The organism is Adlercreutzia sp. ZJ304, assembly GCF_011039075.1.
GTDB lineage: Bacteria > Actinomycetota > Coriobacteriia > Coriobacteriales > Eggerthellaceae > Adlercreutzia_A.
The window spans coordinates 47,800-64,521 of sequence record NZ_JAAKEG010000002.1 but is presented as its reverse complement, the minus strand read 5'-3'; the positions used below and the strand labels follow the sequence as shown (position 1 = coordinate 64,521).

The following is a 16,722-nucleotide window of genomic DNA, read 5'->3' as shown; positions in this document are numbered from 1 at the left end:
ATGTGGCGCTATGACCATGGAAAGCTGGAAGTTTTGACCATTTTTCTAACTTTTTTGAACTAGTATGCGGATGAGTTGAATCGTAATCTAGCGTCAAGGGGTTGAGAGTTTACCCAAAAGCCATCTTGCGGAGGTATCGTTTCTCCTAACGCTAGAGCCTCCGTATAAGGTGCATCTCCACCTCTGCTTTCCGGCTTGTAAATCTTTTTTTCATCTTGTCGCCGCAGATCGCACATTTTCTAGTAAACACCTCACCCCTATTCATAACTGACTTTTTCTTAGAAAAAGCTTGCCTGAACAGGCATGTCAAGTGAGAATTAGGCGCACTTTTCTGCCTATATGCTTGGGATTGATGCCCTTGCATACGTCGCATACACGATTGTTCAGTCGTATAAGTCTGATAGCGAAATGAATCGCACGTCTTCCGCATTCTGTTCTTCGTTCCTCACCGAGACGGGCTTCTTCGTGAACAGATAGTAGGCGTCTACCTCGAAGCCTTGCAATAGATGCGCTTTGCCAAGAAGCGAATCCACGGCCTCCGTCTCGTTGAAGGAGTTACGGTACTTACACTCACCGATGATGGCGTGCCAACTTGTTCTGTTAGCTGCGATAACATCAATATCGGTCTGGCTTCTCGTATTAGGATCCGTGCCCCACCATATCCCAACCGTCGTGGCGTCCACAGGCAGGGAATCAGCGAGCGCTTCTTCCAAAAGCCATTCTAGGCAAACACCCTCGAATCTATGACCAAGATGCTCCCCGAGCGTTTCTGGCGTCACCGTTCGAAAGGCAAGTTCTCCCGCACCTGATTCGATGTCGCCCACGACCGGGGACACGAAGCGATACCAGAACGCATAGCAGGCATCGCGAAGCCGATATATGCCCTTCCTACTACGTTGCGCATCTTCCCCGAAAGGCACGACACGCTCAACAATCCCAAGCTCTATGAGCACACGAAGGTATCTCGGTAGATGACTACGCTCAATACCCGTCTTGTTCGCGATCTCGTTTTGCTTGTTCGCGCCATGCGCGATCGCACGGAGAATCGAGTTGTAGAGCGAAGGCTCCCTCAACTCTTGACGGAGCAGGCTCGTCGGCTCTCCGAACAAGAAGCCCTCTGGACTGAAGAACAGCTCGAGCATATTCTCATTGAAAGACAACGATCGATCCACTTGCGCCAAGTAATATGGGATGCCACCAATGCAGGCGTAATAGCGGAAAGCATCATCAGAAGATACGTTTCCGAGCATGCAGGCCGCATCTCTATAGCCGAAAGGCTCTACTTTGATCTGCGCTGTACGGCGACCATGCAGTGGACTCTTCTTGCCGAGAACGTTACTCTCCATGAATCCCTGATTGCTACCGCAAAGCACAAGGCACATCCTCGTGTTCTTCAGCTTATGGTCGATTGCGATCTGCAGCTTTGAAGGAAGAGCTGGGTTCGCTTGAGCCGCATAAGGGAATTCGTCGAAGATGAACAGAAATGGATCATCTGCTGCAAGATTTGCAAGATAGTCGAAAACTGCATCCCAACTCTCGAACGTTAGTCCCTGCGGCAACCCGAAGCACTCTGCGATCTGCCTTGCGAGATCCTTGAGATTGTCGCTGTCGCTTTGCTCTTGGGCTGTAAAGAACAGGGTGGGCTTATCCTTCGCAAAATAGCTCAAAAGCGTTGTCTTGCCAACACGACGCCTTCCATACATCACTATCATCTGGAATGCGTGCTTCGAGAAGCACTTTTCCAGTATGGTGAGTTCTCGCTGCCTGCCTACGAACATGATGCTCCCTCACAACTGGTCGAAAATTAGATGAATAAGAATATGATATTTGAGTTCATCTTAACAAGCCTTAGAGAAGGATGGAAGACTGGTTTTTTTGAAGAGCTATATGATACGGTAATCCCCGAACTTGCAACAGGATGTCATGAGCGATCATTTAGAAGATAACCCTCGTATAATGTATGTGGAGATTTAATTTGAGAGCAATCTTATAGACTCGATTCAGAATCGCTGTATCCTCAATTCCGCTGAATGGAACATATTTCGAGAGCTTCATTTGACACAGGAATGGCTTGATAAGTGTGTAGGATTCTCACTTGACATGCCTGCTCAGGCGAGCTTTTTCCAAGAAAAAGTCAGTTATGAACAGGTGTGAGCGGTGTTTACTAGAAAATGTGCAATCTGCGGCGGCAAGATGAAGAAAAAAGGATTTACAAAAGCAGGAAAGCAAAGGTGGAGATGTAGCTTATGCGGAGGCTCTAGTGTTGGGAAAAACGATACCTCCACAAGATAGCTTAAAGTGTTTGTTGGATGGCTTTTGGGTAAACTCTCAACACCTTGACACTAGATTACGATTCAACTCATCCGCATACTAGTTCAAAAAAGTTAGAAAAATGGTCAAAACTTCCAGCTTTCCATGGTCATAGCGCCACATAGCTAACTTGAATTGTGGAGAACACTGGGCAAACAGGGTTCTTCAATTCTATTTTGATTCGTAATTGGCGTAATTTGGCATTGTAGACTGTGGAAAGTCGGAAGTTTTGACCATTTTTCGCCTAAAAAGTGACGAAGGCAACACACGGTCTGGTTTGGTCAGAATTCCACAACAGCATTCCTTACCCATTTGCGATGGACTGAGCCTTACACACTTTTTTTGTCTATATGCCGCAAAGTAGGAGTTAGGGCGCGGTCAATCAATCGGTAACAAATACCTCTGCAAAGATGAACGCTGCGTATAATCCTATAATATGCAGCAATACATAAATATATTTGGGAGAGAGAATTGTCAGAAAGCACTTATATTGCGATAAGTCTAATTTTAGTTGTAGTTTTTTTGGCTATGAATGCCTTTTTTGTAGTTGCAGAATTTGCATTAGTGCGCGTGCGCAAATCGCAGTTAGAACTGGCAGCCGCCGACGGCAAAAGCGGTGCCGCAAACGCTTTAACCATAGCCAATAATGTTAATGCCTATTTGTCAGCCTGCCAACTTGGCATAACGTTGGCATCCCTTGCGCTTGGCTGGCTGGGCGAACCTGCTTTTTCGGAACTTATACGACCACTGTTTGAATTATTCGGCGCACCTGAAGCCGTTATAACTATTTGCGCCGTGGCTATAGGTTATTTCATTATGACTACCCTGCATGTAGTTGTTGGCGAACTTATTCCGAAGTCTCTTGCCATCTTTTCAACAGAACGCTACGCGCTGGCAACAGCTACACCGCTTATGTGGTTCTATCGCATAACCTATCCGATTATGTGGCTTTTCAACACCATAACAAACGGTGTTGTGCGCCTACTTGGACACGATCCTGCAAATGAACACGAAGTATACACTGGCGACGAAATTAAAATTTTGGTTGATGAGTCTACAGAAAGCGGTCTTATCGCCGCAGAGCAAAACGAATTTGTGGACAACGTGCTAGATTTAGGCGACAAAGATGCTGAAGCCATAATGACTCCACGCACCGATGTAGTGTTTCTCGACATAGACGATTCGCTGGAAGACAACGAGGCAGTAATTCGCCAATACAGCTATTCGCGCTACCCCGTATGCCGTGGCAATAAAGACCACATTGTAGGCTTTGTACACATAAAAGACTTATACAGTTTGGCACCTAACACGCCTATGAGCGAATGGAAAATTCGCGAAATGCCAGCTGTGCCCGAAACCGTGTCTATTGCTCGCCTCATAGACACGCTACAAGAAGGGCGCACGGAAATTTGTTTGGTGGTAGATGAGCACGGCGGAACCGCTGGCATAGTAACGCTGTCCGATGTTATGGAGCAAATAGTTGGTCGCATAGATGATGAGTATCGCCACGACTGCGAAGACATTATGAAACTAAACGACGGCACGCTAGTTATTGACGGTGGCATGTCGATAGATCAGCTTGAAGACATAATATGCTTTGAGCCGCCCGAAGCCGACGACGTGGAAACTCTAGGCGGACTAATAGCCAACATGCTAGATCGTATTCCCGAAGAAGGCGACAAAATTGTACTAGAGCACGAAACAGCCACAGAATCTATCGTAGTGCCATTAACTGTGCAGACAATGGATCGCTTCCGTGTAGATAAAGTGGAAGCAAAAATAGAGCGCACTGAAAAATCGAGCGATTAATCTTAATGGGCTAATCGCTCGATAAGTAACAAAATTTCCTAGCAACGTTTGACGCAAAGATGCAAACGCGCAACTTGCCTAAATTCCGAGCGCTTTCTTCAAATTGCTTACGCGACGACGGCTAACGGGAATTTTCTCGTCAACACCATTCAGCATAAGCAGCAGCGTGCCGCCAGAAACCGACTCAATTTCTTCCACCATGGCTAGGTTAACCAAATAACCCCTGTGTACACGGAAGAACCCATGACCATCTAGCCGCTTTTCAAGCTGCGCCAAACTTACCGTGCTGAAGTAACGGTCTGTGTCGGTCTGTAAATACGCATAATCGTCACGCGCCATAACGAAACGAATCTTGTCGATACCGATAAGAATTTTCTTGCCGCCCTTTTCAACCGGAATGCGTTCGCTCTTTTGCGCCTGTACATGCAGCGCAACCTGCTCACGAACGCGAGCTATAGCCTGCGCTAAACGCTCGGTTTCAACCGGCTTCACCAGATAATCGATAGCATGCACTTGGAATGCATCAAGCGCATGTTCGCTGTAAGCAGTAACAAACACAACTGCTGGGGGGAACTTTAAATGCTTGAGAGCTTCCGCCAACTGAAGACCTGTAGCCTCAGGCATGTTCACATCAAGAAACATGACATCACATGGATACTCTTTTAGCTTTTCTATAGCCTCACGCACACCAGCCGCTTCGGCAACTACTTCTACACCGCCTACTTCCTCAAGTAAAAAATTAAGTTCAGAACGCGCAGGCGCTTCGTCATCTACGATGATTGCTTTCAACACTTGGTTACTCCCACTAACGTCTTTCGTTTTGACAGTTACACTATTATAATGCACAAACAGACCGTTCACCGAGAAAACGTGACACTTTTACGCTATACTCGATAAGTGTTCAGCTTACAAGGCTGATTCTTATTTGTTGGGCCCGGGTGGCGGAATGGCAGACGCGGAGGTCTCAAAAACCTCTACCTTCGGGTGTGTGGGTTCGACTCCCACCCCGGGCACCATTTTCTCAACCGTAATCAAACATTTCACTGCTCTTCACTAGGTAAAACCGACCGGACGTATTCTTCCATTGAATAGCGCGTTATGTCGCTTCTGTTGATAATGCCAACTATGTGCCCGTCTTCTAAAACCGGCACTTTTTTCAAATGATTTTGCGATAACACGCGACAAACTTCTTCAAGGTCGGCATGCACATTCACGCTTATAGATTCGCGCACGCCCACGGCACTAACCGGCAGCTGCATCACTTTTTGCAGTTTGTCGCTGTATGTAGACTCGTCGGTTGCCGACATTGCTATCAGCACAATTGGATCGATATAGCTGCCGCTGCGCCGCGAAAGCTGTTTGAGTATGTCGCCATCGGATATAAACCCTGCTGCCTGACCGTTTTCGTCAATGATTGGGCACGCGCTTATCCCCTTGTCTATAAACAGCTGCACAGCCTGCTGCACGGTGGCATTAGACGGAAGTGTGAACACATCGCGCTTCATTAGGTCGCGCAAAACTGCCGTGCCCTTTTGAGAAGTCGCCGCCTTTTCCTCGTCTTCAACACCGACCGGAGCAGTTTCGCCGGGCTTCCCTTTTACAAAAATTACAGTAAGTACAAGCCCTATAAGCACAAGCAATGCGCACGCCATAAAAGCAATGTTGATGCCATACATGTTAGCTTGCGTACTGCCAACCGCAGATTGCGAAGCATTAGTAACCATTGCCGACACAGAAATTACCATTGCGGTACCGATAGAGCCAGCCACTTGGCGCAACGTGTTATTCACACTTGTACCATGATTTATATACCTAGTGTCTAGCGCATTCATTCCCCATGTAGTTATGGGCATGTTCACTAGCGCCATACTTACCATGCGGACCATATATAGCAATGTTATGTAAACAAGGCTGCTCTCAAGCGTAAGCAACCCAAAGCCTATAGTGGTTATGAACAGCAGCACCATTCCCACAATGCCCAACATGCGCGGTCCGTGCTTGTCGAACAGTTTGCCCGCAACGGGATTCATTATGCCCATTAGAATAGCGCCTGGCATTAGCACCAAACCAGACATAGTGGCTGAATATCCCATAAGCGTTTGCACATAAATTGGCATCAGAATGCCCGCAGCTAAAAGCGAACCTTGCACCAACATTCCAATTATGGTTGCTATAAGAAACTTCCGATTAGCCAGTACTTTCACGCGCAGCATAGGCACATCAAGTTTCGTCTGCCGAACGAAGAACCACACTACGCATATTATTCCCACCGCAGTTATAGCAACCGATATGGCGTTTAGCCCGCTGGAGCCAAATACACTGAATCCATATAACAGACCGCCAAAGCCCGCCGTAGAAAGAATAAGCGACAAAGGATCAAGCGCAGAATCGCCTTTATTGGCAGGCGGACGACCCTCCATAAGGAAAATTGACGCTACGATTACCAACATCACCAAAACCAATATGCCGACAAACATAATGTGCCAATCGGCTATATCGATTACAATGCCGGCAACTGTTGGACCAATGGCTGGGGCAAACGCAATAACCAATCCGAATATGCCCATAGCGCTGCCGCGGCGCTCTATGGGAAACGTAACTAGCAGCACCGTCATAGATAGCGGCATTAGAATGCCCGCGCCTGCAGCTTGTACCAAGCGCCCGCCCAACAGCACTGGAAAATTCGGTGCCCAGCCACACAGCGCCGTTCCAACAGCAAACACAATCATAGAAAAGAGGAACAGCCGCCGTGTCGAAAAACGATCTTGCAAATAAGCCGTTATTGGAATCATTATGGCATTCACAAGCGTAAAGCCTGTAGTTAGCCACTGACCCGTAGGAGCATCTATTCCCATCTCTGTCATTATTGAAGGTAGTGCTGGCGTAATAAGCGTCTGATTAAGCACTGTTACGAACGTGCCCACAACAAGCGCTATAAGCATGAACCATTGTTTTCTTGTAAGACCCATCTTTATTCACCTCTTGCATACTTATTATAGACGCAAGACGATACTGTTAACCTCCACTTGGCTAAGCACCGATCGATTAAGCGTGCAACCCAAGCCGTATTCAAAACCATCGCCATTCAACAGCACTAGCCCGCGCGTGGCGGCGTAAGGCGGCGTGGTTATATCGCATGTTAAATAGCGCGAGGTTGAGCCAATATCTCCCGGAATTACCATATCGGGCAGCGTCTCAAAAGCAGCGCTAACACGGCGCATTATGCCGGTGTCGTGCATGCCGCCCATCCAAACCACGCACCCTTTAGATTTGGCATGCGCTATAAATGCCAACGCCGGCGTTATGCCACCAAATTTTGCCACTTTTATAGCGATGCATCGAATGTCGGGGAATTGCAAGATGCGATTCGCCTGTTTTGCATCGGAATAAGCTTCGTCAACGCAAAGAGGCGTATCCAACTTTGACTGCATAAATGCTAAATTCGCCAAATGATCGCGCCTTAGCTTCGTGGAAGCACCACTAACATCGAACGGCTCTTCTATCCAGCCGATATTCAAGCTATCTAACTGGTGCAGCTCTTTCACTTGATCGTTGCGAAAGCTACGATTTGCATCTAGCGTTATAAGCATATCGGGAAATGCCCGCCGTACAGCATGCACTGATGCCAGCCCGCCATCAGGCGATATCTTTATTTTAAGGCGCTTGTAACCTGCACGCACCGCCTGTGTAGCGTTCTGCATAACAACTGGAGTAGGCGCAGTTTCTATAACCGCGCCTGCGCTTACCATAACCTGCGAACCTTGCACCTCGGCAACGCGCGGAAAACTTGACAGTTGCGCTAACGTGCCAAAACTTTCCCATATACGGGCGTATTCCTTATTAATAAGCTGCCACAAAGGCTGCTTTGTTACATGCCCATACAAATCCCACATTGCGTTTTCCAGTGCGTTTAGCGCCATAGGCGCGTTGCGCGCGCCGGGCAAAGCCGCCATAGCTGCATACGCTTCGCGCGGGTGGCTGAATGTATTTTCCAGTAAACATGGTGCCAAAACATCTCTGATAGCCTTCGTATCTTCAGCAAGCGATTTGCGCCCCACCCATTCCACGGCAAGCGACGGACATTCCCCTAAGCCACGCCTACCGCAGCTATCCACCACTTCTATAATTACAGCTTCGCGAAAACGGTGGCGCGATATGGGCTGCGTCATTTCTATGCGCACGTGGTGCATATGAATTTCGCACACCTGCAATCTGGAATTAAACGCAGCTTCGGCAGCCTGCCTGTCTATTCGCCCGTCCGATTTGCGCGGCATGTTATGCACTATCAGCATTTCTTGCGGAATGCTTTGCGGGGAAAGCCAAGGAGACATTGTGTTTCGTATAAAATCGAGCGAACAGCTATTGTCGGGGCATTCCACAACCGCAACTGGCACATAATCGGCGCCTTGCGCCTCTACGGCAAACACATGCGCAGCTGTTACGCCCGGAACATGCAATAGCACTTCGGCAATTTCAGCCGGATATATGCTGGCACCACCGTTCATAAATATGCTCATGCTGCGGTTTTTCACATAAATGCAACCTTCAGAAAAAGCGGCTATATCGCCCGTTATGAAATACCTATCTGCCGTAAAAGCGGTGTTTGCGCCTATGTAACCATTGAAAACGCCATGACCACGCACCGCAAGGCTGCCAAAACCTGTAGGCTGCTCGTCTATTATGCGAACGTCGTAGCCATCAAGCAGCCGCAGCGCCCCGCGAAAATCTGATGTAGCGCAGGCGCAAGCAATAGATCCCGCTGTTTCCGCCATGCCGTAACTAACGAATATGCGTGCATTTACTTCACAACTGCGCTCTATTGTATGCGGGTTAACTGTCCGATTTGCCAGCAGCACGCATCGGTATGCAGACAGACGGCTTTTCACCGAAGAGTCTAATTCCAAACGCCATTCTTCAACTGTGAGTAAATCTTGAAGCATTTGATCGTATACGCAAATGTGCGTAGCGCCGCTTGTATGAACATCGTAGAGTATCTGCTCTGGGTCGAAATGCGCATAAATTCGCAGAGGGCACATGCTGTACACCGCGCGCACTAAGGTCTGGAAGCCGTCAATGTTATACATTGGAGTGCAAAGCTGCCATAACTGAGCGCTGCCGCCTATTGCAGTTAAAGAGCCCTGTGTTGCCCTGTCTTGCCATGCCGCCATATCGTTTTCAAGCGCACGACTTAGCGCCCGAGACGCAGCAGCCAGCTTCACCCACGAAAGCATCACTAATTTTGCCCGACTTTTTACACCAGCTGTAACTATTATGCCTTCACGAGTATTGCCGCTAAACAGATGCGCGGCACGCTCTGCAAAATGTACCGTATCGTGCACAAGATCTTGCCTCGCACCCATAATGGCGCGTTCTCGGCGCAAGTTGCCAACAATGCTAGCTATTACGTCGCATTCGTCAGCAAAAGCCTGCCGAGCACGCCCTACAAGCTGTCTAGCGCGCTCTGTGTCTATTTGGCACGCTACGCGCAAGCCGCCTCGCTGCGCTTCCATAATGCGGCTTAGTTTTTCGCTAGAAGAAGCTTGGTGGTTAAGGGGCATTAGCGTAAAGCCGCCATAGGCGCACGCCAACGCAAAAAAGACGAATTCGGGGCTATTGGGCAAATCGACCGCCACAACTTCGCCCGCGCGCACGCCCAAATACTGCAAACGCCTAGCCAGCGCTGCCGCCACTAAGCGCGTAAAGCGATATGTGAATGCCGTTTCGACATTCTCTTCGTCTATGAATGTGAAGAAAACGCTTTCAGGATTAATGCGAACGCTGCTTTCAAAAACATCTATCATCTAGCAGCTGCACCGCGCTTCTTAATTGAGACGCACCTAGCAACACTCTTTTTAGCGGACGCGCCGCTTTGCGCTTCTAAGCTATTTGAGCAACCACCGCGCATTAGCCACCTTGCAGCTGAACTGGCTATTAGGAAAACCTCTACTGTAAATATGCGAATTTGAAAAAAGCTGCGGGCCTAGAATGTTTGATACGGTGTTTGCCCGCGACCTTTTCTATAGTAACAATACATGCAAAGATTTTGAACGAGAATATACATTATCTTGTGATTTTTTCTGCGAGAACCACTACATACACTAAAGATGCCGCGAAGGAGGTCGCGACATCTTTCAATTAAACAAAGCAAGGAGGAAAAGCTTTTATGTAAAGGGAGCGTGATGCGCATGAACCCAAGGGCGTGGGTGTATGTGCCATACTGCGCATCACGCTGGTGCTGGGAAACACCATTTGGAATACTACGCGCTAATCCTTAAAAGTTCCTTAAACAATACATAAGCTTTAAGGAACTTTTAAGGTTTCTGAACTGTGTGCGGTATAGAATTAACAAAACACTGAAAGCAGGTATTATGCACGTTTTAATTGTTGAAGACGACGAATCGCTGGCCGCAGCGCTTGAGAAGATACTGAAAGATAACGGCTACGACGTAGACAAAGTGCACGATGGAGAATCGGGGCTTAACTATGCGCTAGCAGGCGGCTACGACGTAGTTATACTTGACGTTATGTTGCCGAAAATGGACGGCTTTACCGTAACGTCTGAATTGCGCCGTCAGCAGATAAACACGCCTATTATTTTGCTTACCGCCCGCGATTCTACTGCCGATAAAATAGCAGGACTCGATTCCGGCGCAGACGATTACATGACTAAGCCTTTCAGCCCGGCTGAACTTATGGCGCACCTTCGCGCACTTACCCGCAGGCAGGGCGAAGTGCAATTTGAGCTTCTGAACTGCGGTGATTTGCAGCTTTCGCTGGAAAGCTACGACTTGTCGTGCCGCGGAAAATCCATCCGACTTAGCTTCAAAGAATTTAGCATTTTGAAAATACTTATGAGCAGCCCGGGTGCTGTCATTTCAAAAGACACGCTAATAGATAAAGCATGGGGCGTAACTTCTAGCGCTGGCGATAATAATGTTGAGGCATATATATCGTTTTTGCGGAAGAAAATTGCACATGTGGGCTCGCAATGCAAAATTGAAACTATTCGCAAAGCCGGCTATCGCTTTGTGGTGGCACCCGCTGAAGGTGCCAATGTCGATGTGGCATAGCTTATGCTTAAACGGCTACGTCTTCGCTTCATATTTTTGAACATGGTGCTTGCCGCCGTGGTGCTTACGGCGGCGTTTGGTGCTATTTGCTATATCGACTACCAGTCGCGCGTGCACGATTTATACGAAGAGCTCACATTCACGCTGAATCAGGCGCAAAGCCCTACAGCCAGTCAGATTGAGCAGCTGTTTCCGCTGCGCAAAAGCGAGTCGGACGCTAACGGTGCAGATGCGATTGCAGCCGCAGATGAAAACTTAGCAGACACAGCGAACGCGGAAAATGCAGCTTCCAGCGAAGTGGCGAACGCAAATTCTGCAGAAGCGCAGCCGGAAAATCAAACAGAAACTGCATATGTGCCCGATGCCCAACAACAAGAGCCCGCGCCTGAATCTACGTCTGCATCTGCAGCCGCATCTGCAGCCGGAAGCGCTCAAGATCAGCAAACTCAGCAAAATCAGCCCAACACAACTATTGGCGAAAATTCCCAATCGCAAATATCAATGCCCGAAATAGGCACGCGCGACGAAATGATAATCCCTATAGCTGTGTACCTAGTGAAATCAGACGGCGTATATACAGCCCTCGGAGATTACGCCAGCGCATCAATTTCGCATTCGCTGCTTCTACAAGCTAACGCCGAGGCATTAGCTTATCCGGAAAATAGCGGTCTTTTAGAAGATGTGGGTCTTTATTTCGAGCGCCGCGAAACATCGAACGGCACGCTTATCGCATACGCCGACGAAAGCAACGTAGACACGTGGAAATCGCTTGCATGGACGCTTGTAGGTGTGGGCGTAGCTGTTTTGCTGGCATTTCTGGTAATAAACATTTTCTTTTCGTGGTGGGCGCTGCGTCCGGCACAAAAGGCATGGGATCAGCAGACACAATTTGTGGCAGACGCATCGCACGAATTAAAAACGCCCCTTACAGTCATTTTGGCGAATATGGCTATTGTGAAATCGCAGCCAGATGCCACGGCAGCGGAGCAGTCACAATGGATAGAAAGCACGCAAACCGAAGCGAAACGCATGCAGCAGCTGGTGAACGACATGCTAGATTTAGCACGCCCCGAAAATGCCACGCGCGCCGAAATGCCTCATGTTCCTACCGATTTAACCGATTTGGTAGAAACCGAAGTGCTGCAATTTGAATCTGTTGCGTTTGAACGCGGTGTTGTTTTGGAAAGCGAACTTGCACCCAATACGCACGTGTTGGGCAACCCGGCAAGACTGCAGCGCATGGTGTCTACGCTTATAGATAACGCATGCAAATACGCCAACGAAAACGGCAGCGTAAACGTAACTCTGTCTACTGCGCGCGGTAAAGATGCAAAACTAACAGTTCGCAACACCGGAGCACCTATCCCTAGCGAAGATTTGCCCCACGTATTTGACCGCTTCTATCGTGCCGACAAAGCCCGCACGTCGGGCAAAGGCGGTTACGGGCTGGGGCTTGCCATAGCGCAAGAAATTGCACACGAACACGGTGGCGATATTACAGTAGAAAGCTCTGAGGGCAGCAGCGGCACCGCTTTCATCGTAAAGCTGCCGTTGGTAGACTAAATTTTCTGCAAATATCCTTTTTATTTCAGAAAAATGGTCAAAACTTCCGACTTTCCACAGTCTATAATGCCAAATTACGCCAATTACAAATCAAAATAGAATTGGAGAACCCTGTTTGCCCAGTGTTCTCCACAATTCAAGTTAGCTGTGCGGTGCCATGACCATGGAAAGTCGGAAGTTTTGACCACGTCTTCGCGAAAAAGTGACGAAGGCAGCACATAACTAGCTGTATCGCCTTCGCCACGCTATGTTTTACGAGCTGCGCGTCATCAGTTTGCGCTAAGCCTTATAAAAGGAAAGGGGCTGTAACAAAAGTCTTGAATGGTTATCTTGAACCGCTATATATTGAAATGAAATGCAAGAAACCCACCACATATTGTGGCAGGTTTCTTATTGATGGGACTTCCGTTATAGCCCCTTTCGACGGTTTTCTTAGTTGGACTTGCCAAGTGTTATACACGTTTAAGTGTGAACTTCTGGGCTTTAGTTCCGTTTGATGAATACTGCTGAGCATTGGTTCCATTGGCAGTGCCTGCACCAGCTATATCTAGCACCTTGCCAGAGCATTTGCAAACTAATGTGTAAGTTCCATCACTATTCTTATCAATATGCCACTTCTGTGCGTCGGTATTGTTGGATGCATATTGTTGAACATTGGCACCATTGAATTTACCAGCTCCGCTAACATCGAGCACTTTGCCAGAACCAACATTCTTTATTGTGTAGTAGCCATTTGAGTAAGTAAACGTGAACTTCTGAGCGTTGGTACCATTGCTTTGGTAAAGCTGTGCATTTGCAGAGTTGGCTCTAGAGCCTCCAGAAATGTCAATAACTTTACTGGAGGATAGGGCGCTTACAATTACGTAAGTGCCATTTTCAACAGGAGGCGTATTGGACGGGTTGCCAGACCCAGATCCAGACCCAGAACCAGCAGCAGTTGTTGCTGTAAACTTGAATCTTTGAGCGTTTGAACCATTTGAAAAATACTGCTGAACATTAGCTCCATTACTATTAGAGCCACCCGCAATATCTATTACCATTCCAGAACATTTACTTACTAATGTATATGTTCCATTACTATTCTTGTCAATGCGCCACTTCTGTGCATCGGTATTGTTTGATGCATATTGTTGAACATTGGCGCCACAATAAGTAGACCCTCCAGCCACATCAAGCACTTTGCCGGATCCAACGTTCTTTATTGTGTAAAAGCCCCCACTGTACGTTAGTGTAAATTTTTGGGCGTTTGTATTGTTCGAAGAATAAATTTGAACGTTAGCTCCATTACTGCTGGAACCACCATTAATATCAAGAACCTTACTTCCTGCAATAGTGCTAACAATAGTATATGTTCCATTTGGAAGAACAGCGCTTGAAGCCGGAGTTACATTAGCTTTGGGTACACCGGACATGTGGGTATAACTCAAGTCTGTTTTGCCGGAGATGCCCGGAACAGATCCAGCGCTAGTAAACTGCCAAATATCATTATTTATATCAAATTTACTATAATCATTTCCCCATGTATTGTACTGAGCTACCCAGCGCTTTATTCCATTAAAAGTACTAGACGTTAACTTGCTTTCCCACCATGTTTTATTCGCATATACGCCAAGATTGGTGTAGCCCTTCCCTTTTAAAGTGCTAAAGAAAGTGCTCGCTATAGCCGAAAGATTGCTATTTGCAGTAGTTGAATCTTCCATATCGTAGAAGATTGGCAGTTGGAAATAAGAGCCTGTATTTACTTCTTTTAAGCAACGAGCTACATGTTCTGCTTCGCTTTTAGCCTTGGCTGTGTTGTCGGCGTAAGAATAGAGATAAACTCCAAACGGAATGCCTGCATTAACGCATCCTTGTACGTTTTGTTTCCATCTATCATCATCTTGCGATACAAAGTTTTGCCCATACCCGCAACGAATAATGGCAAAATTCACGCCTGAATTTTTAACAGCCGTCCAATTGATAACTCCGTTATGGTAGCTAACATCTATACCTTTCGAAGCCCCATTGCTGGGACATTTTCCTCCCACAGAGTCGAACCAATTGAACATGTTATGACCGCCATTGTTAACAATGCTGAATGTGCTTAAATTGGCATCATTATCGGTAGTCATATTTTCGGGCGGCAACAATTCACCGTCATCAAAGCGCCAACTGTTTTCTTTAGATTCATCGCTGTTTAGAGTTTCTAGCTCTGTTGCATCTAAAACTTCAGGTGCAAATTCTTGTTCGCTAGGTTTTTGCTGGCTAGACCCCATTACAGCATTTTTATCTGCATCAGGAGCAAGTTCGGCACTACCGTCATTTTCAGCAGGCTCTTCTGGTGCTTCAGGTGCTTCAGATTCTGCAGCGCTATCGGAAACAATAAGATCTTCCTCGACAACGCTATCCAATGCGGCTAGAGCATTTAATGCTCCACTATTTCCGTTGCCAAATTCTAAATCGGACGAAACTTCGCTGGTTGTTCCTTTTAATGCATATGTTACTTGACTGCATGAAAGCGATGGATCGACCGCCCAAAGCAATGCGGCAGTGCCCGTAACAATAGGAGCCGCCATAGAGCTTCCAGTGGATTTAGCATAACCGCCAGTATTAGTCGTAGAAAGAATGTCCACACCGGGAGCGCTTATGTCTTTGTTAGCATTTTGATCGGCGAAAGAAGCTGCTTTGCCATCTTTATCTAGCGCTGTTACAGATAGCACTTCAGAGAAGTCGGATGGATAGAGTGCACCAGTACGCGCTTTGCCTGAAGAGTCACCATTGCCGCCAGCCGCAACAGTAAGCACTCCGTAATTGCTTTGCAGGTCGACAATAGCTGCATGCAAAGCTTCGTCTGTATCGTTAGCGCCGGAAGCATAATATCCTAAGCTAATATTAATTGCCTTTAAATTACTAACTTTTCCAGATTCTATTAGCTCTTTTAAGTATCCGTATGCGGCTATTATGTCAGCTGTAGTGCAAATTTGGTTTTCATCAAACACTTTGATGGGAAGTACGCTGGCATTGTACGAAGCACCAGCAATACCACGCGCATTGTTTGCTTGTGCAGCAAGTACGCCTGTAACTAGCGTGCCATGACCCATTGCGTCACCATTATTAGCTACACCGCTACTTGCAAGGGGAGAATCTGTGGTTACGTCGTAAGCTAAATTCGCGTTCACGGTACCCGCAAGGTCTTCGTGTTTTAGATTGCAACCAGTATCCAACACAGCAACAGTAACGTCGGCATCGGCTTTAGCATAATCCCAAGCATCAGCTACAGCGCTTTCATACAAATAGTACTGATTTTGTGCTGCTGAACGGTCTTCCGTGTTGTACGGATCAGATGTGGTGGTTAGTAGCGAATATTCATAATTTGGCTGGACGCTTTCAACGCCCGGAAGATTTTGAATTTGTTCGAGAGCTTCGGCAGTATCTGTATTGTCTGAAAGCGAAACAACAGAAACTGCACCTTTGGTTCCGGCAGCATCTATAACTTCAGACTGCTCTTTAACACCAGCGTTTTCCAGCGTATCTTTCGCTTCGGGCTGCTCTGGTGTGGCATCTTCATCAATCTCTAAAGCTTCATTTTCGTAGACCACAAGAAGTTCGCCGTCGGTAGAGCCGGTTGAGGCGGTATTGTCTGCCACAACAGTGTTGCCAGCAAAAGCATCTGTATTGGACAACACAGGAACCATGCTGCAAACTAAAGCTAGACCTAAGAAGATTGCTATTCCCTTTTGCCAAACCGTTACTTCGCGTATTGCGGTATCAGAATGTTTCGGATACTTCATAAACCCCCTCCAGCAAAACCTAATGCACACTAAGTTTTACATTAGTTGACAAGTGTCACTATGGTAACAAAAAAAGCGCATCCGAAATGCGAAAACACAATATTAGGATGCGATAAGCACAGGACACATAGTTGGAAGTTCATTGCGAAAATCTAACTGCCCTAAATTTGTTATCAAATTAAGGGCAGCACCAGTCAATG

The 16,722-nt window shown here is 47.2% G+C and carries 8 protein-coding genes and 1 tRNA gene; 4 read left to right on the top strand and 5 right to left on the bottom strand.

The genetic code is table 11. From position 1 onward, the window contains the following. Positions 1-383 precede the first annotated feature (383 nt). A complete protein-coding gene (locus G7Y46_RS01520; protein ID WP_165251942.1) occupies positions 384-1,778 on the bottom strand; it encodes an ATP-binding protein in 1,395 nt (464 codons plus the stop codon). A gap of 1,003 nt (positions 1,779-2,781) precedes the next feature. Here G7Y46_RS01520 and G7Y46_RS01515 point away from each other — a divergent pair. After that, on the top strand, positions 2,782-4,119 hold the full coding sequence (locus G7Y46_RS01515) for a hemolysin family protein (protein WP_241157004.1): 1,338 nt from the start codon (positions 2,782-2,784) through the stop codon (positions 4,117-4,119). A gap of 78 nt (positions 4,120-4,197) precedes the next feature. On the opposite strand, the gene G7Y46_RS01510 is transcribed toward G7Y46_RS01515, so the two are convergent. Then, positions 4,198-4,911 carry a LytTR family DNA-binding domain-containing protein gene (locus G7Y46_RS01510; RefSeq protein WP_165063070.1) on the bottom strand — a complete coding sequence of 238 codons (714 nt, stop codon included), beginning with the start codon at positions 4,909-4,911 and terminating at the stop codon, positions 4,198-4,200. 140 nt (positions 4,912-5,051) lie between these two features. On the opposite strand from G7Y46_RS01510, the gene G7Y46_RS01505 reads away from it, so the two are divergent. After that, a tRNA-Leu gene (locus G7Y46_RS01505) sits at positions 5,052-5,135 on the top strand. Positions 5,136-5,159: 24 nt separating this feature from the next. Here the strand turns inward: G7Y46_RS01505 and G7Y46_RS01500 are convergent. Together G7Y46_RS01500 and G7Y46_RS01495 are read right to left on the bottom strand one after the other, a co-directional pair. Continuing rightward, on the bottom strand, positions 5,160-7,088 hold the full coding sequence (locus tag G7Y46_RS01500) for an MDR family MFS transporter (protein WP_165251940.1): 1,929 nt from the start codon (positions 7,086-7,088) through the stop codon (positions 5,160-5,162). A gap of 24 nt (positions 7,089-7,112) precedes the next feature. Next, on the bottom strand, positions 7,113-9,920 hold the full coding sequence (locus G7Y46_RS01495; RefSeq protein ID WP_165251938.1) for an AMP-binding protein: 2,808 nt from the start codon (positions 9,918-9,920) through the stop codon (positions 7,113-7,115). A gap of 567 nt (positions 9,921-10,487) precedes the next feature. Between G7Y46_RS01495 and G7Y46_RS01490 the strand changes: the two genes are divergently transcribed. Together G7Y46_RS01490 and G7Y46_RS01485 are read left to right on the top strand one after the other, a co-directional pair. Next, complete coding sequence (locus tag G7Y46_RS01490) at positions 10,488-11,189, top strand: response regulator transcription factor (RefSeq protein ID WP_165251936.1); 702 nt, start codon at positions 10,488-10,490, stop codon at positions 11,187-11,189. A 3-nt stretch (positions 11,190-11,192) separates the two neighbouring features. Then, entirely contained in the window at positions 11,193-12,752 is a 1,560-nt protein-coding gene (locus G7Y46_RS01485) for a HAMP domain-containing sensor histidine kinase (protein WP_165251934.1), read from the top strand. Positions 12,753-13,204: 452 nt separating this feature from the next. On the opposite strand, the gene G7Y46_RS01480 is transcribed toward G7Y46_RS01485, so the two are convergent. Continuing rightward, the gene (locus tag G7Y46_RS01480) at positions 13,205-16,522 is read right to left on the bottom strand and encodes an RICIN domain-containing protein (RefSeq protein ID WP_165251932.1); all 3,318 of its coding nucleotides are present in this window, start codon (positions 16,520-16,522) and stop codon (positions 13,205-13,207) included. Positions 16,523-16,722 lie beyond the last annotated feature (200 nt).

Coding starts and splice junctions, on each gene's coding strand:
- G7Y46_RS01520 (WP_165251942.1), bottom strand. CDS start 1,778: ATGTTCGTAGGCAGGCAGCGAGAACTCACCATACTGGAAAAGTGCTTC.
- G7Y46_RS01500 (WP_165251940.1), bottom strand. CDS start 7,088: ATGGGTCTTACAAGAAAACAATGGTTCATGCTTATAGCGCTTGTTGTG.
- G7Y46_RS01495 (WP_165251938.1), bottom strand. CDS start 9,920: ATGATAGATGTTTTTGAAAGCAGCGTTCGCATTAATCCTGAAAGCGTT.
- G7Y46_RS01490 (WP_165251936.1), top strand. CDS start 10,488: ATGCACGTTTTAATTGTTGAAGACGACGAATCGCTGGCCGCAGCGCTT.
- G7Y46_RS01485 (WP_165251934.1), top strand. CDS start 11,193: ATGCTTAAACGGCTACGTCTTCGCTTCATATTTTTGAACATGGTGCTT.
- G7Y46_RS01480 (WP_165251932.1), bottom strand. CDS start 16,522: ATGAAGTATCCGAAACATTCTGATACCGCAATACGCGAAGTAACGGTT.